The organism is Amphiplicatus metriothermophilus, assembly GCF_900199215.1.
In the GTDB taxonomy this organism is placed as follows: Bacteria; Pseudomonadota; Alphaproteobacteria; order Caulobacterales; family Parvularculaceae; genus Amphiplicatus; species Amphiplicatus metriothermophilus.
The window spans coordinates 130,785-153,656 of the sequence record NZ_FZQA01000004.1; the positions used below are offsets into that span (position 1 = coordinate 130,785).

Genomic DNA, 22,872 nt, shown 5'->3' on the forward strand with positions numbered 1-22,872 from the left:
CCGCCCGCGCCGCGCCGCGAGCTTGTCCCGATTCCCGCGCTGTCGAGTCCCGCCCCGCCGCGCGCTCATCGCCCGCCCGTCAGGGGCTTGGGGGCATGATACTCGATCGCCGCGCCGCGCCCGGACAGGCTCGGATTCGTCATCATGTAAGTATGAACATTGAACGGCGCGGCGCCTTCGGGGATCTCGACCCGCGTATAGACGCCGTCCGGGCCGAGCCGCCAGCTCTGCGCCTCGTCCTTCAGGTTGGCGACCATGATCTGGTCGAGAATCTGGCTGTGCACGGTCGGATTGAGGACCGGACAGAAGATCTCGACGCGGTGATCGAGATTGCGCGGCATCAGGTCCGCCGAGGCGATGAACACCTTCGCGCCCGGGTGCGGCAGCGGCTTGCCGGCGCCGAAGCAGTAGATGCGCGCATGCTCCAGAAACCGCCCGACGATGCTCTTGACACGGATGTTTTCCGACAGACCCGGCGCGCCCGGGCGCAGGCAGCACACGCCGCGCACGACGAGATCGATCTGCACGCCGGCCCCGCTCGCCTCGTAGAACTTGTCGATCATCTCGCCGTCGACGAGGGCGTTCATCTTCGCCCAGATCGCCGCCGGCCGGCCGGCCCTGGCGTGTCTGATCTCGTCGTCGATCAGCCCCATGATCTTCTCGCGGGCGTTCACCGGCGCGACGAAGAACCGCTCGAAGCTCTGTGGCGGCGCGGTGGAGGTGACGTAGTTGAACACCTTCGCCGCGTCGCGCCCGATCGCCGGATCGCAGGTGAACAGAGACAGGTCCGTATAGATGCGCGCCGTGATCGGGTGATAATTGCCGGTGCCGACATGGGTGTAAGTGCGCGTGCCGTCCGCCTCCTCGCGCGCCACCATGGAGAGCTTCGCGTGCGTCTTGTATTCGACGAAGCCGTAGACCACGTTGACGCCGGCCCGTTCCAGCGCGCGCGCCCAATTGATGTTCGCCTCTTCGTCGAAGCGGGCCTTCAGCTCGACGAGGGCGGTCACGTTCTTGCCCGCCTCGGCGGCCTCGATCAGGGCACTGACGATTGGCGACTGCTTGGAGGTGCGGTACAGCGTCTGCTTGATGGCGACGACCTGCGGATCGGCGGCGGCCTGCTTGAGGAACTGCACCACGACGTCGAAGGACTCGTAAGGGTGATGCACCACGATGTCCTTCGAGCGGATGGCCGAGAAGCAGTCGCCGCCATGCTCGCGGATGCGCTCGGGAAAGCGCGGCTCATAGGCGGGAAACTGCAGATCCGGCCGGTCGGCGGGGATGATCTCGCTCGTCTGGGCGAGGCCGAGAATGCCGTCGATGCGCACGATGTCCTGCGCGGTCACGCGCAGCCGGTCGAAGATCAGATTCTGGAGCTGTGGCGGGGTGCGCGCGTCGATCTTGACGCGGATCACGTCGCCGCGCCGGCGCCGCTTCAGCATCGTCTCGAACACGCGCACGAGGTCCTCGGCCTCCTCCTCGATCTCCACGTCGGAGTCGCGGATGATCCGGAACGCGCCGTGATCGGCCATGACATAGCCGGGAAAGAGGTGCCGGATGAACCGGACGATGACCTTTTCGAGCGCGATGAAGCGCACGACGTTCCTGCGGTCGTCGGCGCGGTTGAAGGCCGGCAGCCGGATGAAGCGCGAAATCTTGATCGGCAGGGGCAGCAGGGTCGTCAGCACCGAGCCGTCCTTGCGCTTCATGTTGAAGCACAGGACGAAGCCGAGATTGGGGATGAACGGAAACGGATGGGCCGGGTCGAGCGCGATCGGCGTGAGAATAGGGAAGATGTTGCGAAGGAACTCCTCCTCCAGCCAGGCCTCCTCCTCCGCCGTCAGCTCCTCGGCGTCGAGCGCTTCGACGCCGGCCTCGCGCATCGCCGGCTGCAGCATCCGCCAGCAGCGCTGCTGGCGCTCCATCAGCTCGAAAGTCTGCTGGTTGATGAGGGTGAGCTGCTCCTGCGGGGTGAGCCCTTCCTGGCTCAGCACGCTGACGCCTTCGCGCACCTGTCCGCGCAAGCCCGCCACGCGCACCATGTAGAACTCGTCGAGATTGCTCGCCGAGATCGACAGGAACCGCAGGCGTTCGAGGATGGGATGGCGCTCGTTGAACGCCTCTTCCAGCACGCGGGAATTGAACGCGAGCCAGGACAGCTCGCGGTTGATGAAGCGGTCCGGCGAGTCCGGGGCGTAGCGCGGCGGTTCGGGCGCGGGCGGGCGCGCGCGCTCGACGAGATCGGCCGCGATCCGTTCTTCGCTGCGCATTGCGTCGTCCGCGTTGGCCATAACGTCCCTGCCGCCGTCGCCGGCGGAAACCTAATCCAAAAGCGTTACATAAACATACGCCCGCGGCGGCGATTTAGAAGGCGCCCGTCAGAAGAGCCGCGCGATCGCCCGCCGCGCAAGCCCGAGATTGATCGGCCGGCCGGCGGCTTTGAGCTCCTCTTCGGCCGCCTCCACGAAGGCGCGCGCGGCCGCGTAGGTGCGCGGAAGGCGCGGCGCGGCGTAGTCGACGACGCCCGGGGAGACCCTGAGCTGGCGATCCTCGAAGGCCTTGAGCATCACCGCGCGCAGCAGCGCTTCGTCGGGCTCGGGCATGACGATGCGCGCCATGGCGGCCAGCCGGGTCTCGAGATCGCGCAGGCCCCCGGCCCAGTCCCGCGGGTCGCCGCGCCCGGCCAGGACCAGCCGTCCGCCCCTTTCCCGCACGGCTTCGACGAGGGCGAGAAACTCCCCGGGGTCGGCGCCCCTGTCGGCGTCGTCGGCGATCAGCCGCGCCCCCGGCGCGAACGGCCGCCCGACGGCGTCGGCGAGCGCGACCACGGGGCGTCCCAGCGCTTCGGCGAGAATGTGGGCCAGATGCGTCTTGCCCGCGCCGGCGGGCCCGCAGATCGCCAGCGCCGGCTCGGACGAAGCGGCGAAGCCGTCCGCCGCCGCGAGCGCCGACGCGGCGGCCCCGGCGGCGATGAAGTCCGCGCGCCGGTAACGGGGCGGCGCGGACGGAAAGTCGAGGGCGAGTTGGGTCGTCATCGATCGCGTTCGTCCCTCCGGCGGGCGGGCCCTGCGCCGGGGGCGCCCTTACCGGCGGCGCAGCAGGCGGCTGCCGCGAAGCTGGCTCGCCTGGGACGCGGCGGCGAGCAGCCAGCGCTCGCCGTCCTCGGTCCAGAAGACGACGCCGTAATTCTCGAGCGCCACCGCGAGGCGGTTCGGATCGCCGAACACCTTGAGGCGCAGCTCCGCCCCGCGCGGGGACAGCGCGAAAACCTGCGCCGAGCCGACGAGCGGCGTCGCGTCGAGGCCCGCACGAATGCGTTTCCAGTCGTCGAGCGAGCGGAAGAAGGCGCTGGTCTCGAGAACGGCTTCGGAAGAATGGTCGATCAGCGTGCGCGCCTTCCAGCCGGCGGCGTATTTCGCGATCGCCGACTCGATCGCGCGTTCCGCCAGCGTCGGGAAGTTGCCCGAAGGCTCCGCGAGGGCGACCTGCGCCAGAACGTCGCCGGTCTTCGCGGCGAGCTCCTCCACGCCGGGCTGGACGGTTTCGTACTCGCCCGGCTCGAGAAGCCCCGTGATGTCTTCCTCGAGCGCGCTCAAGGGCGCCTCGGCCGCCGCTTCGCGATAGCCGTTGATGAGACGGACCGTAAGCCGGTCTTCGCCGTTCTGCTGACGCAGCAGCGCATGGGCGACGATGACCTGGCTGACCGCATAGTGATCGGCCATGGCCTCCAGCGCCTCGGCGTCAAGGTCGAGAGCCTTGCGGGGCGTGACGCGCGCGGCGTCTTCGAGATCGCCCAGAGGCGCGATCATCGGCGTCAGCTCGTTGTTGAAGGGCCGCGATTTCCACGCCGCCATCCAGGGATTGTTCTCCTCCCACAGATAAAGCCCGTTCTGGGTCTGAAGGACCGGCAGCACCAGCGCGGTTCGCATCTGCGTTTCGCTGTAGGGCAGATGCGCCTCGCGCAGGAGCCGGCGCACGGCGTCCGGCTTGAAGCGATAGGTGATGAAAGCGCGATAGGTGCGCGCCGAGCTTTTCTCGCCATAGACCTCGAAGCTCGACTCGAGATTTTCGAGATCGCGGTCGGTCAGGACGATCGCCTGCTTTTCGGCGACGCCGGGCGTTTCAGGGTAGGATTCGCCCGGGATCCGCGCCGCATAGGGGTCGAAGGGAGCGTAAGGGTCGGCGCCTTCCGCCCCGTAGGGGGCGGGCTCGGCGGCCGGAGCCGGCTCGCCGGCCGCGAGGCGCGGCAGATAGATCCAGTCCTCCTCCGCCGTGATCCGGCGCAGGAGAATGTCCATCGCCCGCCGGCGGCCCTGGGTCTGGGCGGCGGCCTTCGCCGCCGCGGCGCTCTCGGCTTCGGCCTGGACCGGCACGCGCGGCACCACGAAGACGTCGTCGCCCACCGCGAGCGCGCCGCCCGACTGGCCGAAAAACGCGAGCCCGGCGGCCGCCAGACCGCCCTTCACACGACGCCAAAACCGATTCATCCCGTTTCTCCGCAAGCCTTCCGGCGAGTCGAGCCGTTATACCGGCGCGCGGCGCGGCGCGCATCCCCGGCGGGCCGATTTCCCGCCGGCCGGCCCGGCCGGCGTTTCCCCCTGAATGCGGCTTGCGTCGCGCCGCGATTGGTCTACACGGGCGCCATGAGCGACGCATACAAGAAGGCCGGCGTCGACATCGACGCCGGCGAGAGACTGGTCTCCGCCATCGCGCCCCTCGCCCGGGCTACGGCGCGCGCCGGCGCGGACGCGGCGCTGGGCGGCTTCGGCGGGGTGTTCGACCTCAAGGCCGCGGGCTATCGCGACCCGCTGCTCGTTTCCGGGACGGACGGCGTCGGCACCAAGCTCAAGATCGCCTTCGCGACGGGGATTCATCACACGGTCGGCGTCGATCTCGTCGCCATGTGCGTCAACGACGTGCTGGCGCAGGGCGCCGAGCCCCTGTTTTTCCTGGATTATTTCGCGACCGGCCGGCTCGACGAAGGGGTTGCGGCGAAGGTGATCGAAGGAATCGCCGCCGGCTGCGCGGAAGCCGGCTGCGCGCTGATCGGCGGCGAGACCGCCGAGATGCCCGGCATGTACGCCGAGGGCGAGTACGACCTTGCGGGCTTTTGCGTCGGCGCCGTCGAGCGCGAGGCGCTTCTGCCGCGTCCGGCCGCGCCCGGCGACGTTCTCATCGGCGTCGCCTCCTCCGGCCCGCATTCGAACGGCTATTCGCTCATTCGCAAGATCGTCGCCGAGGCGGGCCTTTCCTGGGACGCGCCCGCGCCTTTCGAGCCGGACCGCACCCTCGGCGCGGCGCTGCTCGCGCCGACGCGCATCTATGTGAAGTCTGCGCTGCCGATCCTGCGCCGCCACGACGCGCGCGGCTTCGCCCATATCACCGGCGGCGGCCTTGTCGAGAACGTGCCGCGCGTTCTCGACGAAACGCTCAGGGCGCGCTTCGACGAGGCGAGCCTCGCCCTGCCGCCTGTGTTCGAATGGCTGCGCGAGGCAGGCCGTCTGTCTACGGAGGAAATGCGCCGCACTTTCAATTGCGGGATCGGCGCGGTTCTCGTCATTGCGCCCGACGGCGCGGACGCCGCGCTCGCCGCGCTCGCCGCCGCGGGCGAGCGGGCGCGCGTCGTCGGCGCCGTCGAGAAGGCGTAAGCGGCATGGCGCGCGCGCGGACGGCCGTTCTTATTTCAGGACGCGGAACGAATCTGCAGTCTCTGCTCGACGCCGCATCGGCGCCGGATTATCCGGCCGAGATCGCGCTCGTGATCTCGAATCGTCCTGATGCGGAAGGCCTTTCCCGCGCGCGGCGGGCCGGCGCGCCGACATTGACGATCGATCACCGCGAATTCGGCCGGGGCGAGGCCGGCCGCGCGGCCTTCGACGCGGCGCTCGACGCGGCGCTCAAGGCGGCGAAGATCGAGCTGGTCTGCCTCGCCGGATTCATGCGCCTCTTGACTCCCGGCTTCGTCGCGAAATGGGAAGGCCGGCTGCTCAACATCCACCCTTCCCTCCTGCCCGCCTTCAAAGGACTTGACGTGCACGAACGAATGATCGCGGCGGGGGTGAAGATCGCCGGCTGCACCGTGCATTTCGTGACCGCCGAGATGGACGCCGGCCCGATCCTTGGCCAGGCCGCCGTGCCGGTCCTGCCCGGCGACGACGCGGCGCGGCTCGCCGCGCGCATCCTCGAACAGGAGCATCGTCTGTACCCGGCATGTCTGCGTCTGGTCGCCGAAGGGCGCGCGCGGCTCGGCGCAGGGAGCATCGCAGCGCTCGACGTCGCGCCGCCCGCCGGCGCGGCGCTGCTCAATCCGCCGGCGTGACGGGCGCGCCCGGCTTCTCAGGCTGCGGCCTGCATCCGCTTGAGAAACTCGCGCGTCCGGCGCGCATTGGCGCCGAGATCGGAGCCGCCGACGCGCGATTTCGAGCGCACGTCGATCCGCACGCCTCCTTCTTCCCGAGGAGCGAGGCGCACGACGAAATCGTCCTTGAAGCCGTACCAGAAGGAGGTCGCCGCCGCCTCGATGCGCCATCCGTCTCCGGAAGAATCGCCCGCCGGCCCTTCGGCGAGAATCTCCATGCCCATCGCGAGGATCGCCGCGCGCGCCTGCTCGCGCGCCGCCGAAAGGTCGGTCTCGAGCATGAGCGGCGCGATGTCGGGAAAGGCCGCGCGCTGGGCTTCGGCGACCGTCATGCCGGAATCGCGCACTTTTTCCGCGCCGACATAGTCCGGCGGATTTTTGCGCGGCCAGTCGGCCCCCGCGATGATCGCCGGCGGATTCTCGAAATCGGTGGTGACGTCGTGAATGAACGGATTGGCGCGCACGAGCTCGCGCATCTTGATCGGCGCATAGGCCGCCGCGCCCGCGCCCGCCGCCGCGACCAGCGCGACCAGCGCGAGCCCGCGCGCTTTCCACAGCGCCAGCAGGAAGGCGAGCCCCGCAAGGCCTGCGGCGACCAGAGTCGGCAGCGCGAGCGTTCTGAGCCAGCCGAGCGCCGCGCCGTAATCCCACAGGCCGAAGCGCACGCCCGGCCCGAGCGCCGCCACCGTCAGCGCCAGGGCGATCGCCGCGACGCTTACGACAAGAATGATCGTCCGCATAAACCCCTCCATTTCCGCCCGCACGGCGCCGAGCATAGCCCGGCCGGCGCGCGATTGCACCGGCGGCTTGCGCGATCGCCGGCGCGCTTGCATCCGGCCCGGCGCGCCCCCATCTGCGCGGCATGCGCAGGAGGACGCCATGGCCCGGCCGGTGACGGTGACGATTTCCCACGATCTCGGCAAGGAGGAGGCGCGCCGGCGCGTCGCCGACGGATTCGGCGATCTCAAGCGCCATATCGCCGGCGGAATGCTGTTCAGGTTCGAGGAGAACTGGGCGGGCGAAGACCGTCTCGTCTTCGCCGCGCGCGGATTCGGCCAGCATGTCACGGGAACGATCGACGTCTTCCCGCAGCATGTGCGCATCGAGGTCGTGCTGCCCGACCTTCTCGCCGCGATCGCGGAGAAGATCGCCGGCCGGGTCGAGAAGAAAGGCCGGCTTCTTCTGGAGAAGAAATAGGCCGTCTGCGGACGGATGCGTCAGCGGTCGATCGAGGTCGTCGTGCAATAGGCGACGCCGCCGTCGACGGCGAGCGTGTCGCCGACGACGTAATCGCCCGCCTTCGAAGCGAGGAACACCGCCGCGCCCGCCATGTCTTCGGGCCGCCCGATGCGCCTTGCCGGCACGCGCTTGGCCACTTCGTCGCCGGCGTCGCGCGCGACGCGGTTCATCTCCGACGCGAAGGCCCCCGGCGCGACGCCGCTGACGGCGATGTCGTCCTCGATGAGGCGCGCGGCCATGCGGCGCGTCAGGTGGATCACCGCCGCTTTCGACGCCTGATAGGAATAGGTCTCCCACGGGTTGATCCGTATGCCGTCGATCGAGGCGATGTTGATGACCTTCGCCGGCCGCTCCGGCGAGGCCGCCGCCTTGAGCAGGCCGTGCAGGGCCTGGGTGAGGAAGAAGAGCGACTTGACGTTGAGGTTCATCACCTTGTCCCAGCCGTGCTCGGGAAACTCGTCGAAGGGGGCGCCCCAGGCCGCGCCGGCGTTGTTGACCAGAATGTCGAGGGATTTCTCTTTCGCGGCAAGCTTCTCGGCGAGCGCCTTGCACCCTTCAACCGTCGAGACGTCCTGCGGCAGAGAGATGCACTGGCCGCCGCCCTGCGACAGCTCCGCCGCCGTCGCGTCGCACTGGTCGGCCTTGCGCGAGGAGATGTAGACCTTCGCGCCCTGCTCCACGAAGCCCTGCGCGATCATCCTGCCGATGCCGCGCGAACCGCCCGTGACGAGCGCGACGCGGCCTTCAAGCGAAAAAAGATCTTTCATCATGAACGGCGAGTCCTTCTTCCAGCTTGCCGCGCGGCGAGATAATCCCCGCCCTCGATGCGCGCCGCCTCATCTATGAAGCCGTCATAGAGATAAATCCATGCGCAAATGCAGCGCCGCCCGGCCCCGATCGGACGCAGGACGCGCCGCCAGCCGCCCCGCGTCGGCGCGGCGGGACCGAAACCCTCATAAACGTCGAGCGCGGCGAGGAGAGCGGGATCGTCCCCGAGGCGATGGAGATCGCCATGAACGGCCTCGCCCGGATCGCCGGAGTCGACCGCCGCCGGGTAGCCCTTCGCCAGATAAAGCCGTCCGTGAAACCGGCCAGGCCCGACAAGAACCGCTTCCCGCGCGAGCCGGCCTGCGAGCGGCGCGCCGCCTTTGCGCCGCAAGGTTCCGTAGACGAAGAGATAGTCCGTCCCGCCCATTCGCGCGCTATTCGACGGGCGCGCCGAATTTTTCCCGCCATTCGGCGATCTGTTCGTCCTCGATTTTCCTGAACAACACCTCCGGCGGCGTGAAAGGCCGGCCAGGTTCGAGATAATCCAGCGCGGCCTTCGCGTCCGTCGGCCATCGGCCCGCTTCTTTCGCATCGAGGCCGAAAATCGCGAACATCTTTTCGGCCGTGAACGGAATGACGGGCTGAGAAAGAGCCGCGAAGAAGACGATGAGGTTGAGCGCGGCGCGCGTCGACGCGGCGGCGGCGGCCCTGTCTTCCTTGATCTTGGTCCAGGGGGCGGCGATCTGGAGATATTCGTTCCCCGCCGCCCAGATCGCGCGCAGCTCGACGAAGGCCTTGCGGAACTCCATCTCTTCGAGATGCGCCGTATAGGCTTTGAGTCGCCGGTCGAGCTCGGCGACGAGCGCGGCCTCCGCCTCGCCATAGGCGTCGTCGCCCGGGACCGCCTCGCCGAAGCGCGCCGCGCAAAAGCGCGTGATGCGGTTGACGAAATTGCCGAGCACGTCGGCGAGGTCCTTGTTCACAACCGAGGCGAAATGCTCGAGCGTGAAGGAAGCGTCGTCGGATTCGGGCGCGTTCGCCATCAGATGCCAGCGCCAGTAATCGGCGGGCAATAGCTCCAGCGCCTGATCCATGAAAATCCCGCGGTTCTGGCTGGTCGAGAACTTGCCGCCGTACCAGGTGAGCCAGTTGAGCGACTTGAGCGTGTCGACCGTCTTCCACGGCTCTTCCGAGCCCAGAATGGTGCAGGGAAAGCTCACCGTGTGGAAGGCGACGTTGTCCTTGCCCATGAACTGCACGTAGCGCACGTCCCCGGCGCCTTCGTCGAGCCGCCACCAGCGCCGCCAGTCCCCGCCCGTCGCTTCCGCCCATTCGACCGTCGCGCCGATATATTCGATGGGCGCGTCGAACCAGACGTAAAAAACCTTGTGCTCGAAGCCGGGGCGCGGTTTGCCGTCCTTCACCACCTTCACGCCCCAGTAGAGATCGCGGGTGATGGAGCGGTCTTTCAGTCCCTCCTTCAGCCACTTGTGCGCGATGGAGCGCGTGAGCGCCGGCCAGTCCTTCTTCGAGTCCACCCAGGCGGCGATCCGGTCCTGCATCTTCGATTGCAGAAGATAGAGGTGCCGGGTTTTGCGCGCTTCGAGGTTGCGCGAGCCGGAAATCGCCGAATACGGATTGATGAGATCGACGGGATCGAGAAGCCGCCCGCAATTGTCGCACTGATCGCCGCGCGCCTTTTCGTAGCCGCATTCGGGGCAGGTTCCCTCCACATAGCGGTCGGGCAGAAAGCGCTGGTCGTCGAGCGAATAGATCTGTTCGTCGACCCGCTCCTCGATGAGGCCGCGCTCCTCCAGCACGGCGGCGAAATGCTGCGTGAGTCGATGGTTCGGCGGGTTGGACGAGCGGCCGAAATGATCGAAGGAAAGCCCGAAGGCCTCTCCGGCGCGCTTCTGGATTTCATGCTGCTCGGCGCAGTACTCCTCCGCCGTCTGGCCGGCCGCGCGCGCAGCGAGCTCGGCCGGCGTGCCGTGCTCGTCGGTGGCGCAGATGAACAGCGCCTCCGCGCCCCGCGCGCGCTCGAACCGCGCATAGACGTCAGCCGGCAGCATCGAGCCCACGAGATTGCCGAGATGCTTGACGCCGTTGATGTAAGGCAATGCGGAGGTGATGAGGATGCGGGTCATGTCGCCTTTCCTGCGCCGGCCGGGCCGGCTGTCCTATAGCGGGTTCGCCCGCCGGGAAAAACCGGCCTTTCAGCTCTTTACGTCCGCAGCAGCAAATAAAGCCGCGCGCCCAGCAGCGCCGCCGCCGAGGCCAGCCCCGCCAGAAGCCCCCACCACACGCCGACGGCGCCGAGGGGCGTGGCGAGCCCGAAATACGCCGCCACTGGGAAGCCGATCGCCCAGTAGCTGATCCCCGTCAGCAGCATCGGCATGCGCACGTCCTTCAGCCCGCGCAGGCACTGATTGGCGGCGACCTGCACCGCGTCGAAAAGGGCGAAGGCCGCCGCGACGGGCAGAAAGCTCGCCGCCAGCGCCAGCACGCGGGCGTTGTCCGGCTCGTCCGGCTCGAGATAAAGCCCCGCCACGAAATGCGGCGCGAGCAGACAGGGTATCGCCACGATCATGATCGCGCCCGCGCACAGCCCGATCGTGAGAACGGCCGCGCGCCGCGCCCGCGCGGCGTCGCGCGCGCCGGCGGCGAGCCCCACCCGCACCGCTCCCGCCATCGACAGGCCGAAAGGCAGCATGAAGCCGAGCGCGGCGACGTTGATCGCAACCTGATAGGCCGCGACCTCCGCCACCCCGATGCGGCCCATCAGAAAGACGCAGGCGTTGAACAGCATCGCCTCGAACGCCGTCGTCACGCCGATGGGCCAGCCGAGTCGGAATATCTCCTTCAGCCGCTCCCAATCGGGACGCAGCGCATCCGCGAACACCGACAGCCGCCGGCTTTCCCGCTCGACGCGCATGTAGCCGACGAGCAGCAGGAAGCCGACGGCGTGCGACACGGACGAAGCGATCCCGGCGCCCACGAGCTCGAGCCGCGGAAAGCCCCAGTTCCCGTAGATCAACAGATAATTGAGAAAGCCGTTGAGGGCGGTCGTAAGGATGATGACCACGAGCGGCGCGCGCGTGCGGTCGACCGCGGCGAGCACGTTGCGCAGCATCAGCACGGCCAGCATGAAAGGCAAGCCGGGCGCGAGCGCGAGCACATAGGGCGCTGCGAGCGCGGCGAGCGCCGGCGGCTGGCCGAGCGCGCGCACGATCGCCTCCGTGCACAGAAAAAGGATGAGCGCCGGCGCGAAGATGAGCGCGATCGCCCACAGGCCCATGCGCACGGAGCGGCGCACGTCCCCGACATTGTCGCGGTCCGCCCCGAGCGCCTGGGATACGAGCGGGGAGACCGCCATCGCCGGCCCGAAACCGGCGAGGAACGCGACATAATAGAGGACGAGGCCGAGCGAGGCGGCGGCCAGCGGGGCCGCGCCGAGCCGGCCGATCATCAGCACGTCAATGGTGTTGACCGAAAACTGAATGAGCTGCGTGAGCGCCATCGGCGCGCCGACGGACAAAAGCGCCTTCAGCTCGCCGCGCCAGGGCGCGGCGCGCTCGGTCTGCGGAAGGTTCTGTGCGCTCTCCAACATCATGTGCTCGCAAAGAGGATCTTTTTGAAACTCAGCGCGCGCGGGAGAGCGGACGAAAAACCCTCCGGCGCGCAGAGCGGCTCGGAGGGAAAGGCCGGACGGCCGAAACGAAAAGCTAGATGCCTTTTCCCTCGCGAGCGGCGCAGGCCATGCGGGCGCGCGTCGCGCGCAGGCGCATGGCTTCGAAGCATTCGACGATCGAATTGAGCTTCATGACGGCCTCTCGCAAAGGTCGGCGCCGATGCGCCGGAAGGAAGCTGGCTACGCCTTCATCCGCGCCCTGTCAATCTCAAAGAAGCCGGCCGACGGCGCGCCTTCTACGCAGGAACGCGCCGCCGGCCGGTCCCGGAGGGAATGGCGAGTCAGATGGCCTGGGCGCCCGCGCCCGCCTGCAGCTGGGCCAGCAACGCTTTGAGCCGGTCGTAGAGCTCCTCGATCAGGCCGACGAAGTCCGCCTCGCTCACGCCGTTTGCATAGGCGAGCGTGATCGCCACGAAACCGAGAAGGCCAAGCATTCGAGCCGGCCCGCGCCCGGCGCTCAAAAACAGCGCCATCGCGCCGAGAATCTCGATGACGCCCGGCCCGCCGCCCTGCAGCAGCCGTTCGATGATCGCATCCATCTTTGCGGAAAAACCCGCGTCGGCCGCGAGCGCAGCCGCACCGTTCGTCGCGGCGAGCCCTTCGGAAAAATGCATCGCGCCGAGCAGCGTCAAAAGCCCGGCGCAGGCGCCCTGGACCAGATTTTTCAGGAACAACACGGGCGCGAAAACGCCGCCTCCGCGGACGGGCGCGCGTTCGACCGGCCTGATGTCGTAAAGAGGGCCGCGGCCCGGAATCGCGTTCGCAACGTAAAGAGCCATCGCCAACCTCCCCGGTTCCCCCGCCGGCCTTGGAAGCTAAGGTCCGAAGCGTGGCCCGAAATGGGACGACCTGGGGCCTTTTCAGGGAGAAATGGGGCGCGCGCGCCACATTTGGCGGGCCGATCACGCGCATTTCGCCGCCCGTCGCGCTGTTTCGAGCTCACGGCAGACTCTCAGACGCGGTAGGTCTTGCGCATATGGGCCACGGACCGGGCGATCAGCTTTTCGAGAACGCCGAGATCCACGTCTTCAAGCTTGTTGATGTACAGGCAGGATTTGCCGGTCTTGTGTTTGCCGAGTTTCGCCAGAAGGTCCGAATTGTCCTCATAGCCGGGCAGAATGTAGACCGACAGCGACGCGGCGCGGGGCGAGAAGCCGGTGAGAAAGAACTCGCCTTCGCGTCCGCTCTCATATTTGTAGCGATATTTTCCGAAGCCTATCATCGACGCTCCCCACATTTTCGGCGGCTCGCCTGTGATTTTTTTCATCAGCGTCAGGAGCGTGCGCGAGTCGCGCCGGCGGGTTTCGTTCTCGACGCCGTCGATGAACGCCTCGACGCTCGCTGCGGTCGGCTGCGTCTTGTTCTCGTTCTTCGAGACGGCTTTTTTCGTCGCCGTTTTTTTCGCAGGCGGTTTTTCCCCGGCCGGCTTCGCGCGCCGCATCACGGCGCCTCCCCCGTCGCTTTCGCCCAGTCGGCGTGAACCTTTCTCGACATCAGGTAGAACGCGCCCGCGCCGATCAGCCCCGACACGATCACCGAGGTGAGCGCGACCCTGAGCGCCAGCTCCTCTCCCAGCGCCGGAATGAGAATGCTCGAGAACACGCCGACGAAGGTGGGGCCGAGGCCGAGCGCGATCATGTTCAGGATGAAGAAGAAAATCGCCGTCGACAGCGCGCGGATGGAGACCGGGGCGAGCGTCTGCGCGAGCGCGAAGCTCGGACCGAGATAGAACCCGATCAGCAGATGCGCCGGCGCCCAGAGAATGAGCGACCAGACCGGATCGGGAACCCACATCGCGCCGATGAAAAACGGCCCGTGCAGCAAGAGCGCGACGCAGGGCACGAGGCCGTAGGCGGCCTTGTTCCTGCGCGCCAGCCTGTCGACCATCGCGCCGCCGAGAAACGTTCCGGCCGCGTAGGCGGTGCCGTTGATGACGCCCAGCCAGAACAGAACCGACATCATCGAATAGCCCGGATGCGAGCGCGCGAAAAAGTCGACGATCCAGGTGCCGACCGCATAGGCGCCGAACGAAATCGCCGTCACCGCGACGACGGCGAGACGATAGGTCGGGATCGACAGCAGATGCCGCGCCGCGCGCCACAACGTCGCGAGTTCGCGGAACGTCGCCGCGCGGGCGCGCGCCGGCATGATCTTGCTGAAGGCGAGAAAGCCCTTTTCGACGGCGCCGCGCGGCTCGCCCGCTTCCATCGCGCTGAAAGCGTCGGCCCGGCCCGGCGCTTCGGTCGCGCCGCGCTTGGGCTCGCGTACGGTGAGCTTCAACAGCAGCGCCAGGAGAAGACCCGGCGCGCCGACGGCGAGGAAGGCCCAGCGCCAGGAAAGCGTCTCCGTGATCCACCCGCCGCCGAGATAAGCGAGCGTGATGCCGACCGGGATGCCCATCGCGAAGAAGGCGAGCGCGCCGGCGCGGTTCTCTTTCGGATAATAGTCCGAGATCAGAGAATGCGACGGCGGCGAGCCGCCCGCTTCGCCGACGCCGACGCCGATCCGCGCGATCAGCAGGTGCATGAAGTTCATCGCCGCACCGGAGATCGCCGTGAAGCCGGACCACAGGGCGAGCGCGATCGAGATGATGGTGACCCTGTTGTAACGGTCGGCGAGCCGCGCGATCGGAATTCCCAGCGTCGTGTAGAGAACCGCGAAAGCGAAGCCCTTGAGCAGCCCGAGCTGCCAGTCGGCGAGGCTAAGATCGGCCTTGATGTAGGGCGACAGGATGCCGATGATCTGACGATCGATGAAATTGAAGGTGTAGACCGCGGTCAGCAGAACCAGCACGTAAAGACGATAGGCGCGCGTCGGCGCGGCGGCGGGAACAGGCGCGGCGGTTTCCTGAACCATGCTCATGAGCGCGCCTCCGATCCGGACCGCCCGGCGAATGCGCCGCGCGCGCAAAAGCCCTTTTCCGCCATCGCGCCGGCGCGCGCCGCCAGTCCTGCGAGCCGCATCAGGCCTCCTCCCGCCCCGTTTCTGCCATTCGACGTTTATGGGCCCGAAGACCATGCGTAAGATGGCGCGCATCCGCAAGCAGAACACGCAGGAACGCCATGAAATCCATGATGAGCAAGGCCCCCGGCGGCCCCGAGACGCTTGAGCTTGTCGAAACGCCGACGCCCGAGCCTGGCCCCGGACAGGTCCGCATCGCTGTGAAAGCGGCCGGCGTGAATTTTCCGGATACCCTCATCATCCGCGACCTTTATCAGTTCAAGCCGCCGCGGCCTTTCGCGCCGGGCGGCGAGGTCGCCGGCGTCGTCGAAGCGGTCGGCGAGGGCGTGAAGAATCTCGCGGCCGGCCAGCGCGTCCTTGCAGGCGGAGTCAATGGCGGCTTCGCCACGCATTTCATCGCCGACGCAGCGCGCGCGCATAAGATCCCCGACGCGATGCCTTTCGATGAAGCGGCGGCGTTCATGCTGACCTACGGCACGTCCCATTACGCGCTGAAGGATCGCGCGCGCCTTCAGCCCGGCGAGTCGCTGTTCATTCTTGGCGCGGCGGGCGGCGTCGGCGCGGCCGCGATCGAGCTCGCCAAGGCGATGGGCGCGCGGACGATCGCGGGCGTCTCGTCGGAAGACAAGGCCGCCTTTTGCAGGGAGCTTGGCGCCGACGAGACGCTGATTTACCCGAAAGGCGCGCTCGACCGGGACGCGCAGAAGGCGCTCTCGAATGACATCAAAAAGCTGTGCGGCGGCGAAGGGGCGAACGTCGTTTATGACGCGGTCGGCGGCGATTACGCCGAGCCGGCGATTCGGGCGTTGGCCTGGGAAGGGCGGTTTCTGGTCGTCGGCTTCCCGGCGGGGATCCCGAAGATTCCGCTCAATCTCGTTTTGCTCAAGAGCTGCCAGATCGTCGGCGTGTTCTGGGGCGCCTTCACGATGCGCGATCCGAAACGCAACGAAGCCCATGTCGCCGAGCTGTTCCGGTGGTATACGGAAGGGAAGATCCGTCCGCGCGTCACGGCCCGCTTCCCGCTCGAAAAAGCCGCCGACGCGCTGAAAACGATCGAGGACAGAACGGCTTTCGGCAAGGTCGTCCTGACCGTAGGCTGAGCGACAAACCCCGGGAGGAAAACATGAACCCCATGCGCCTCGCCTTCGCGGCCGCCCTGCTTTGCGCCGCGCCCGCCGCCGCCGAAGACGATCCCTCGCCGCGCAAGTTTACGGCGGAGCGGGTCTTCGACCTCGAATACGCCGACGACCCGCAGATCTCGCCGGACGGGCGCAGGATCGTCTATGCGCGCAAGTCGATGGACCGGCTCGCCGATCGCATCGTCGCGGATTTGTGGATCATCGATGTCGCGAGCGGCGAGCACCGGCCGCTGCTCGCCGGGAAAGGCTCCGTCGCATCGGCGCGCTGGTCGCCCACGAGCGACCGGCTCGTCTATCTCGGACGCGAAGGCGACGCGCTGCAGCTTCGCGTGCTCTACATGGACGACGGGCGCAGCTTCTCCCTCGCCCAGTTGCCCGAAGCCCCAAGCGCGCCGGTCTGGTCGCCGGACGGGACGCGCATCGCCTTTTCGATGTTCACGCCGGCCGAGGGTCCGAACTTCGCCAAGCCGCCAAAGGCGCCGGAAGGGGCGAAATGGGCCGAGCCGGTGCGCGTATTCGACGATCTCCAGATCCGCTTCGACGGCGCAGGTTATCTCAAGGAAGGGGCGACGCATGTCTATGTCGTCCCCGCGGAAGGCGGCGCGCCGCGCCAGATCACCAAGGGCGAGAACGATTTCAACAGTCCGGCATGGCTCGATGACGACACCCTGCTCGTCGTCGGCAACGACGCGCCGGACGCTGAACGCGACATCATCGAAAGCGAGATTTACGCCGTCGAGCTCTCCGACCTTTCCATGCGCGCCTTGACGACGCGCGACGGGCCGGACCACTCCCCGACCGTCTCGCCGGACGGCCGACTGATCGCCTATCTCGGCTATGACGACAAGCTGAAATCCTATCAGCAGACGGACCTTTACGTCATGAACCGAGACGGGTCCGGCGCGCGCAACCTTACCGCCGATTACGACCGCAGCATCGACGCCATCGCGTGGCGCAACGGCGCGATCGTCGCCCAGGCCGACGTGGACGGCCAGACGCACCTGCTGAACGTCGCGATCGGCGGGGCCGTCTCGACGCTCGCGCGCGATCTCGGCGGAACCTCGATCGGCAGGCCTTACAGCGGGGCGTCCTTCTCCGTCTCGCCGCGCACGGGCGTCGCGGCCTATACGGCGGGAAGTCCCGACCGGCCGGCCGAGGTCGCGGCGCTGCGCGGGACGAGCGCGAAGAAGCTCACCGCCCTCAACGAGGACGTTTTGCCCTATCTCGACCTCGCGAAGATCGAGGAGATCAAGGTCCAATCCTCCCATGACGGACGCGAAATCGAGGCGTGGATCGCCCTGCCTCCCGGCTTCAAGGCCGACGGCTCGCACCCGATGATTCTCGAAATCCACGGCGGGCCGTTCGCCATGTACGGGCCTTTCTTCGCCGCCGAGATCCAGCGTTACGCGGCGGAGGGATATGTCGTCGTCTACGCCAACCCGCGCGGCTCGACGAGCTACGGCGAAGAGTTCGCGCAGCTCATCGACCTCAATTATCCGGGCGAGGATTATGAAGACCTCATGAGCGTCGTCGACGCAGTGATCGCGAAGAACTATGTCGACCCTGACAGGCTGTTCGTCACCGGCGGCTCGGGCGGCGGCGTGCTGACGGCGTGGATCGTCGGCAAGACCGACCGCTTCGCCGCAGCCGCGACCGTCAAGCCGGTCATCAACTGGTTCACCATGGCGCTCGCCGGCGACATCGGCGCCTTCGTCGTGCGCCACTGGATTCGCGCCGATCCGTGGGCGGACCCTGACGCCTACTGGCGCCTGTCGCCCATCTCGCTCGTCGGAAACGTCGCGACGCCGACCATGGTGATGGTGGGCGAAGAGGACTGGCGCACCCCGACCTGGGAGGCCGAGCAGTTTTACTCCGCCCTCAAGCTGCGCGAGATCGACACCGCGCTGGTGCGCGTGCCCGGCGCGCCGCACTACATCGCCGGGCGGCCGAGCCGGCTCATCGCCAAGACGGACAACATCATGGGCTGGTTCGCGAAATACGATCCCGCGAAGCAGGCCGCAAGCACGGACGCGGAAACGGCCGCAGCGGGCGAGTGAACCGGCGGGCCTTTTCCCCGCGGCGCGATTCCAGTTAAGCTTCGCGCGCCTGAGCCTTGCGGAATCGTCTCACGGGAAAGCGGCCGCATGACACGTCTGAAAGAGGTCCGCTCCGCTCCGCCCGGCGAGACGCATGAGACCGACGCGGTCATTATCGGCGCGGGGCCGGTCGGCCTTTTCGCCGTCTTCGAACTCGGTCTGCTCGGCGTCAGGGCGCATCTCATCGACATTCTCGACAAGCCGGGCGGGCAATGCGTGGAGCTCTATCCCGAAAAGCCCATCCTCGACATTCCGGCGATCCCTGTCGTCACCGGCGCGGAGCTGACGGAAAGGCTGCTGCAGCAGATCGACCCCTTCGAACCGGTCTTCCATCTCAACGAGATGGCCGATTCGCTGGAGCGGACCGACGACGGGAAATGGCGGATCAGCACCGATCTCGGCACGACCATTGTCGCGCCGGTCGTCGTGATCGCGGCGGGCGGCGGCTCCTTCACGCCGAAAAAGCCGCCCATTCCCGGCATCGAGGCGTTCGAGGGAAAGTCGGTCTTCTACGCCGTGCGCCAGCGCGAGATGTTCCGGGAGAGGACGATCGTGATCGCCGGCGGCGGGGATTCCGCCCTCGACTGGACCCTCAACCTTCAGCCCATCGCCAGGAAGCTCACGCTCGTTCATCGCCGCGAAGAGTTCCGCGCCGCGCCCGACAGCGTCGAGAAGATGAAGGCGCTCGCCGAGGCCGGCGCGATCGATTTCCACGTGGCGCAGATAACGGGGCTCGAAGGCAAGGACGGCGTTCTATCGGCCGTGCGCGTCCAGTCCGCCGGGCGCGGCGAATACGCCATATCTTGCGAGAACCTGCTCGCCTTTTACGGCCTCACCATGAAGCTCGGCCCGATCGCGGAATTCGGCATCGACCTTGCGGAAAACCGCATCGCAGTGGACACGGAGAAATTCGAAACCTCCACGCCGGGCATCTTCTGCATCGGCGACATGGCGCACTATCCGGGCAAGCTCAAGCTCATCCTCTCGGGCTTCCATGAAGCCGCGCTGATGGCGCACGGGGCGTTCCATTACGTCTTTCCGGGGCGCAAGCTCAAATTTCAGCACACGACGTCGGCGAAGGACCTGCAGCGCAAGGTCGTCGGATCGGCTCCGGAGGATTAAGCCGCGCGCCCTTCGTCAGATCAGCCCGGCGAGCGGCGAGGACGGATCGGCGTAGCGCTTCTTCGCCATGCGCCCTGCGAGATAGGCCTCGCGGCCGGCGATCACCGCATGCTTCATGGCGCGGGCCATGCGCACGGGATCCTTCGCCTCCGCGATGGCGGTGTTCATCAGAACGCCGTCGCAGCCGAGCTCCATGGCGATCGCCGCGTCAGACGCCGTGCCGACGCCGGCGTCGACGATCACCGGAACCTTCGACTGCTCGACGATGAGGCGGATGTTGACCGGATTGAGAATCCCGAGGCCGGAGCCGATGAGCGAGCCCAAAGGCATGATCGCGCAGCAGCCGACATCCTCAAGCTTGCGCGCGTAAACCGGGTCGTCCGAGCAGTAGACCATCACCTCGAAGCCCTCCTTGATGAGGAGCTTGGCGGCGCGCAGCGTCTCCTCCATGTCGGGATAGAGGGTCTTCTGGTCAGCGAGCACTTCGAGCTTGACGAGGCGCCACCCGCCCGCTTCGCGCGCGAGCCGCAGGGTGCGGATCGCCTCTTCGGCGGTGAAGCAGCCGGCGGTGTTCGGCAGATAGGTATATTTTTTCGGGTCGAGATAATCGACCAGCAGCGGCTTCGAGCGGTCGGTGAGATTCACCCGGCGCACCGCGACCGTGACCATCTCGGCCCCGGCGGCTTCGGCGGCCTCGGCGTTGAGCGCGTAGCTCTCATACTTGCCCGTGCCGATGATGAGGCGCGAGGAGAACTCCCGGCCGGCGATGACGAGGCGGTCGGTCATGCGCGTCACCCTCCGCCGACGAAATGGACGATCTCGATGCGGTCGCCGTCGGCCAGCGTCGTCTCGGCGAAGGCCGAGCGCGGCACGATCTCGAGATTGCGCTCGACCGCGACCTTCGTCGCGGGCAGCTCCAGGGCCGCGAGAAGGGCCGACACGCTCATCGGAGCGTCGAATCGCCTTGTTTCGCCGTTGATCAGAACCTGCATTCGCTCTATCGCCTTCTTCAGGCGGGGTTTTTCCCTCGCGACCTATATGAGCGGCGCATCGCGGGTTCGCAACCGCGCGGGCGTCGCCAGGAAGCGCGGACGGCCATGACGGCGACGGTTTACATCCTCAACGGCCCCAATCTCAATCTGCTCGGGACGCGCGAGCCGGAAATCTACGGCGCGACGACGCTCGCCGAGATCGAGGCCGCGGCGAAAGACCGCGCGGAGAAGCTGAACCTTGCGATTGAGTTCCGCCAGACCAACCATGAGGGCGTCCTCATCGACTGGACGCAGGAATCCGGGGCGAAGGCCGCAGGTCTCATCCTCAATCCGGGGGCCTACACCCATACTTCGATCGCGCTCCATGACGCGCTGAAGGCCCTCGCGATCCCGAAAATCGAGCTGCACCTGTCCAACATCCACGCCCGCGAGCCCTTCCGGCGGACCTCCTTCGCGAGTCCCGCCGTGGACGGGATTCTTTGCGGTTTCGGCGCGATGGGCTATGTGCTGGCGCTTGACGCGATGCGCCGGCTCATTGACAAGCGGGCGTAATCCACTCTCCCTTCCGACGCTTGCCTGCGGACTCCCTGAATGTCTGAAAAGAAAAACGAGACCATCGAAATCGAGGCGGCCTGGATCCGCCAGCTCGCCGCCTTGATGCAGGAAGAGGGCCTGACGGAAATCGAACTGGAGAAGGCGAACGTGCGCCTGCGCGTCTCGCGCGGAGCCCAGGCCATCGCCGCCCAAGTCGCGCCGGCCGCCGCCGCTTCCGCCGGGCCCGCGCCGGCGGCGATGGCGTCCGCCGAAGCCGCCCCGGCCAGACCCGCGGCCGAGCATCCCGGCGCCGTCGTCTCGCCTATGGTCGGCACGGCCTATCTCAAGCCCGCGCCGGACGCCCAGCCCTTCGTCAAGGTCGGCGACCGGGTGGCGGCCGGCCAGACCCTGATGATCGTGGAGGCGATGAAGACCATGAACCCCATCGCCTCGCCGCGCGACGGCGTGGTCAAGGAGATTCTCGTCAAGGACGCCCAGCCGGTCGAGTTCGGCGAGCCGCTGATGATCGTTGAGTAGCGGGCCTGAGCGCGGCCCCGCGCCAATCGAGCGAGCGTTGATGTTCGAAAAAGTCCTCATCGCCAATCGCGGCGAGATCGCCCTGAGAATCCACCGGGCCTGCAAGGAACTCGGCGTCGCCACCGTGGCGGTGCACTCCACGGCCGACGCCAACGCCATGCATGTGCGCCTCGCCGACGAGAGCGTATGCATCGGCCCGCCCCCGCCCAAGGACAGCTATCTCAACATTCCGGCGATCATCTCCGCGGCGGAGATCACCGGCGCCGACGCGATTCATCCCGGCTACGGCTTCCTGTCGGAGAACGCCCGCTTCGCCGAGATCGTCACCGCGCACAACATCGTCTTCATCGGTCCGGAGGCGGAGCATATCCGCGTCATGGGCGACAAGATCGCCGCCAAGGTCGCCATGCGCGAGGCCGGCGTGCCCCTGGTGCCCGGCTCCGAAGGCGCGCTCGCCTCGCTCGACGAAGCGCGCGCGGCGGCCGAGCGCATCGGCTATCCGGTGCTGGTCAAGGCCGCGGCGGGCGGCGGCGGGCGCGGCATGAAGGTCGCCCGCGACGCACGCGAGCTCGAACATGCGCTGTCCACCGCGAAAGCGGAGGCGAAAGCCGCCTTCGGCGACGACGCGGTCTATCTGGAGAAATATCTCGAACGCCCGCGCCACATCGAAATCCAGATCATCGCCGATAGCCACGGCGCCGTCGCGCAGCTCGGCGAGCGCGACTGCTCCTTGCAGCGCCGCCATCAGAAGGTGCTCGAGGAAGCGCTCTCGCCGGCGCTGTCCCAGAGCGAGCGCGAGCGCATCGGGGAGATCGCCCGCAAGGCCGTCGCCAAGCTCGGCTATCTCGGCGTCGGCACCATCGAGTTCCTTTACGAGAACGGCGAGTTCTACTTCATCGAAATGAACACCCGGCTCCAGGTCGAACATCCGATCACCGAGCAGGTGACCCGCATCGACCTCGTGCGCGAGCAGATCGCGATCGCCGCCGGGGAAAAGCTTTCCTTCCAGCAGAAGGACGTCGCCTTCCGCGGCCACGCCATCGAATGCCGCATCAACGCCGAGAACCCGAAGACCTTCCGCCCCTCTCCCGGCGAGATTTCCTACTTCCACGCGCCGGGCGGACCGGGCGTCCGCTTCGACAGCGCGGTCTATACGGGCTACCGCATCCCGCCCTATTACGACTCGATGATCGGCAAGCTGATCGTCTTCGGCGACGACCGCCCGCACTGTCTTGCGCGGCTGCGCCGGGCGCTCAACGAGATCGCGCTGACCGGCGTCGAGACGACCGTGCCGCTTTTCGTCGACCTGCTCAACGAGCCGGACTTCCAGCGCGGGGAGTATCACATCCACTGGCTGGAGGAGTGGCTGGCGGCGCAGGCGGCCGGCTGATCCAGCCCCCTTTCGGCGCGATTGCGCGGCGCGCCCGCTTCGCGG

Annotated in this window: 22 protein-coding genes; 9 read left to right on the forward strand and 13 right to left on the reverse strand. The window is 67.5% G+C overall.

What is annotated here, in order from left to right; genetic code table 11:
- Nucleotides 1-65 precede the first annotated feature (65 nt).
- The 3 genes from CHB64_RS10235 to CHB64_RS10245 all read right to left on the reverse strand — a co-directional run bounded on the left by CHB64_RS10235 (nucleotide 66) and on the right by CHB64_RS10245 (nucleotide 4,487).
- Nucleotides 66-2,270 (reverse strand): RNA degradosome polyphosphate kinase, encoded by a 2,205-nt coding sequence (locus CHB64_RS10235; RefSeq protein ID WP_089412655.1) that lies wholly within the window; start codon nucleotides 2,268-2,270, stop codon nucleotides 66-68.
- A 108-nt stretch (nucleotides 2,271-2,378) separates the two neighbouring features.
- Entirely contained in the window at nucleotides 2,379-3,035 is a 657-nt protein-coding gene (locus tag CHB64_RS10240; protein WP_089412532.1) for a P-loop NTPase family protein, read from the reverse strand.
- A 48-nt stretch (nucleotides 3,036-3,083) separates the two neighbouring features.
- Nucleotides 3,084-4,487, reverse strand: a complete 1,404-nt coding sequence (locus tag CHB64_RS10245; protein WP_089412533.1) for a DUF2066 domain-containing protein — start codon at nucleotides 4,485-4,487, stop codon at nucleotides 3,084-3,086.
- A 156-nt stretch (nucleotides 4,488-4,643) separates the two neighbouring features.
- Here CHB64_RS10245 and purM point away from each other — a divergent pair, with 156 nt between their 5' ends.
- On the forward strand, nucleotides 4,644-5,648 hold the full coding sequence (gene purM, locus CHB64_RS10250) for a phosphoribosylformylglycinamidine cyclo-ligase (protein WP_089412534.1): 1,005 nt from the start codon (nucleotides 4,644-4,646) through the stop codon (nucleotides 5,646-5,648).
- A 5-nt stretch (nucleotides 5,649-5,653) separates the two neighbouring features.
- Entirely contained in the window at nucleotides 5,654-6,319 is a 666-nt protein-coding gene (gene purN, locus CHB64_RS10255) for a phosphoribosylglycinamide formyltransferase (RefSeq protein ID WP_089412535.1), read from the forward strand.
- Between the two features lie 17 nt (nucleotides 6,320-6,336).
- On the opposite strand, the gene CHB64_RS10260 is transcribed toward purN, so the two are convergent.
- Entirely contained in the window at nucleotides 6,337-7,098 is a 762-nt protein-coding gene (locus CHB64_RS10260) for a DUF1499 domain-containing protein (RefSeq protein ID WP_143265997.1), read from the reverse strand.
- Nucleotides 7,099-7,237: 139 nt separating this feature from the next.
- Between CHB64_RS10260 and CHB64_RS10265 the strand changes: the two genes are divergently transcribed.
- Nucleotides 7,238-7,555, forward strand: coding sequence for a polyhydroxyalkanoic acid system family protein (locus tag CHB64_RS10265; protein WP_089412537.1), 318 nt, complete (start codon nucleotides 7,238-7,240; stop codon nucleotides 7,553-7,555).
- Between the two features lie 20 nt (nucleotides 7,556-7,575).
- On the opposite strand, the gene CHB64_RS10270 is transcribed toward CHB64_RS10265, so the two are convergent.
- The 7 genes from CHB64_RS10270 to CHB64_RS10300 all read right to left on the reverse strand — a co-directional run bounded on the left by CHB64_RS10270 (nucleotide 7,576) and on the right by CHB64_RS10300 (nucleotide 14,918).
- Entirely contained in the window at nucleotides 7,576-8,367 is a 792-nt protein-coding gene (locus tag CHB64_RS10270; RefSeq protein ID WP_089412538.1) for an SDR family oxidoreductase, read from the reverse strand.
- The gene (locus CHB64_RS10275; RefSeq protein WP_089412539.1) at nucleotides 8,364-8,792 is read right to left on the reverse strand and encodes a gamma-glutamylcyclotransferase family protein; all 429 of its coding nucleotides are present in this window, start codon (nucleotides 8,790-8,792) and stop codon (nucleotides 8,364-8,366) included. Before CHB64_RS10275 ends, CHB64_RS10270 begins: the two co-directional genes overlap by 4 nt.
- Before the next feature lie 7 nt (nucleotides 8,793-8,799).
- Nucleotides 8,800-10,512 (reverse strand): methionine--tRNA ligase, encoded by a 1,713-nt coding sequence (metG, locus tag CHB64_RS10280; RefSeq protein WP_089412540.1) that lies wholly within the window; start codon nucleotides 10,510-10,512, stop codon nucleotides 8,800-8,802.
- Nucleotides 10,513-10,589: 77 nt separating this feature from the next.
- On the reverse strand, nucleotides 10,590-11,978 hold the full coding sequence (locus CHB64_RS10285) for an MATE family efflux transporter (RefSeq protein WP_089412541.1): 1,389 nt from the start codon (nucleotides 11,976-11,978) through the stop codon (nucleotides 10,590-10,592).
- Between the two features lie 359 nt (nucleotides 11,979-12,337).
- Nucleotides 12,338-12,835, reverse strand: coding sequence for a hypothetical protein (locus tag CHB64_RS10290; RefSeq protein WP_089412542.1), 498 nt, complete (start codon nucleotides 12,833-12,835; stop codon nucleotides 12,338-12,340).
- A gap of 173 nt (nucleotides 12,836-13,008) precedes the next feature.
- Entirely contained in the window at nucleotides 13,009-13,497 is a 489-nt protein-coding gene (locus tag CHB64_RS10295) for a DUF1801 domain-containing protein (RefSeq protein WP_089412543.1), read from the reverse strand.
- Complete coding sequence (locus CHB64_RS10300) at nucleotides 13,497-14,918, reverse strand: spinster family MFS transporter (RefSeq protein ID WP_089412656.1); 1,422 nt, start codon at nucleotides 14,916-14,918, stop codon at nucleotides 13,497-13,499. The genes CHB64_RS10295 and CHB64_RS10300 overlap by 1 nt, the downstream gene beginning before the upstream one ends.
- Nucleotides 14,919-15,118: 200 nt before the next feature.
- Between CHB64_RS10300 and CHB64_RS10305 the strand changes: the two genes are divergently transcribed.
- The 3 genes from CHB64_RS10305 (at nucleotide 15,119) to CHB64_RS10315 (ending at nucleotide 19,374) form a co-directional block, all read left to right on the forward strand.
- Nucleotides 15,119-16,117: an NADPH:quinone oxidoreductase family protein gene (locus CHB64_RS10305; protein ID WP_089412544.1), complete on the forward strand. Its 999-nt coding sequence runs from the start codon at nucleotides 15,119-15,121 to the stop codon at nucleotides 16,115-16,117.
- Between the two features lie 23 nt (nucleotides 16,118-16,140).
- Entirely contained in the window at nucleotides 16,141-18,213 is a 2,073-nt protein-coding gene (locus CHB64_RS10310; protein WP_200815320.1) for a S9 family peptidase, read from the forward strand.
- A gap of 87 nt (nucleotides 18,214-18,300) precedes the next feature.
- Nucleotides 18,301-19,374 carry an NAD(P)/FAD-dependent oxidoreductase gene (locus CHB64_RS10315; protein ID WP_089412546.1) on the forward strand — a complete coding sequence of 358 codons (1,074 nt, stop codon included), beginning with the start codon at nucleotides 18,301-18,303 and terminating at the stop codon, nucleotides 19,372-19,374.
- Between the two features lie 15 nt (nucleotides 19,375-19,389).
- Here the strand turns inward: CHB64_RS10315 and CHB64_RS10320 are convergent, their stop codons facing one another.
- Nucleotides 19,390-20,160 carry a thiazole synthase gene (locus tag CHB64_RS10320; protein WP_089412547.1) on the reverse strand — a complete coding sequence of 257 codons (771 nt, stop codon included), beginning with the start codon at nucleotides 20,158-20,160 and terminating at the stop codon, nucleotides 19,390-19,392.
- A gap of 5 nt (nucleotides 20,161-20,165) precedes the next feature.
- Nucleotides 20,166-20,366, reverse strand: coding sequence for a sulfur carrier protein ThiS (gene thiS / locus CHB64_RS10325; RefSeq protein ID WP_089412548.1), 201 nt, complete (start codon nucleotides 20,364-20,366; stop codon nucleotides 20,166-20,168).
- A gap of 105 nt (nucleotides 20,367-20,471) precedes the next feature.
- On the opposite strand from thiS, the gene aroQ reads away from it, so the two are divergent.
- Genes aroQ through accC form a run of 3 tightly spaced genes read left to right on the forward strand, consistent with a single transcriptional unit; the run spans nucleotide 20,472 to nucleotide 22,827 of the window.
- Complete coding sequence (gene aroQ, locus CHB64_RS10330) at nucleotides 20,472-20,918, forward strand: type II 3-dehydroquinate dehydratase (protein WP_089412549.1); 447 nt, start codon at nucleotides 20,472-20,474, stop codon at nucleotides 20,916-20,918.
- 39 nt (nucleotides 20,919-20,957) lie between these two features.
- On the forward strand, nucleotides 20,958-21,437 hold the full coding sequence (gene accB, locus CHB64_RS10335) for an acetyl-CoA carboxylase biotin carboxyl carrier protein (RefSeq protein ID WP_089412550.1): 480 nt from the start codon (nucleotides 20,958-20,960) through the stop codon (nucleotides 21,435-21,437).
- Between the two features lie 40 nt (nucleotides 21,438-21,477).
- A complete protein-coding gene (accC, locus tag CHB64_RS10340; protein WP_089412551.1) occupies nucleotides 21,478-22,827 on the forward strand; it encodes an acetyl-CoA carboxylase biotin carboxylase subunit in 1,350 nt (449 codons plus the stop codon).
- Nucleotides 22,828-22,872 lie beyond the last annotated feature (45 nt).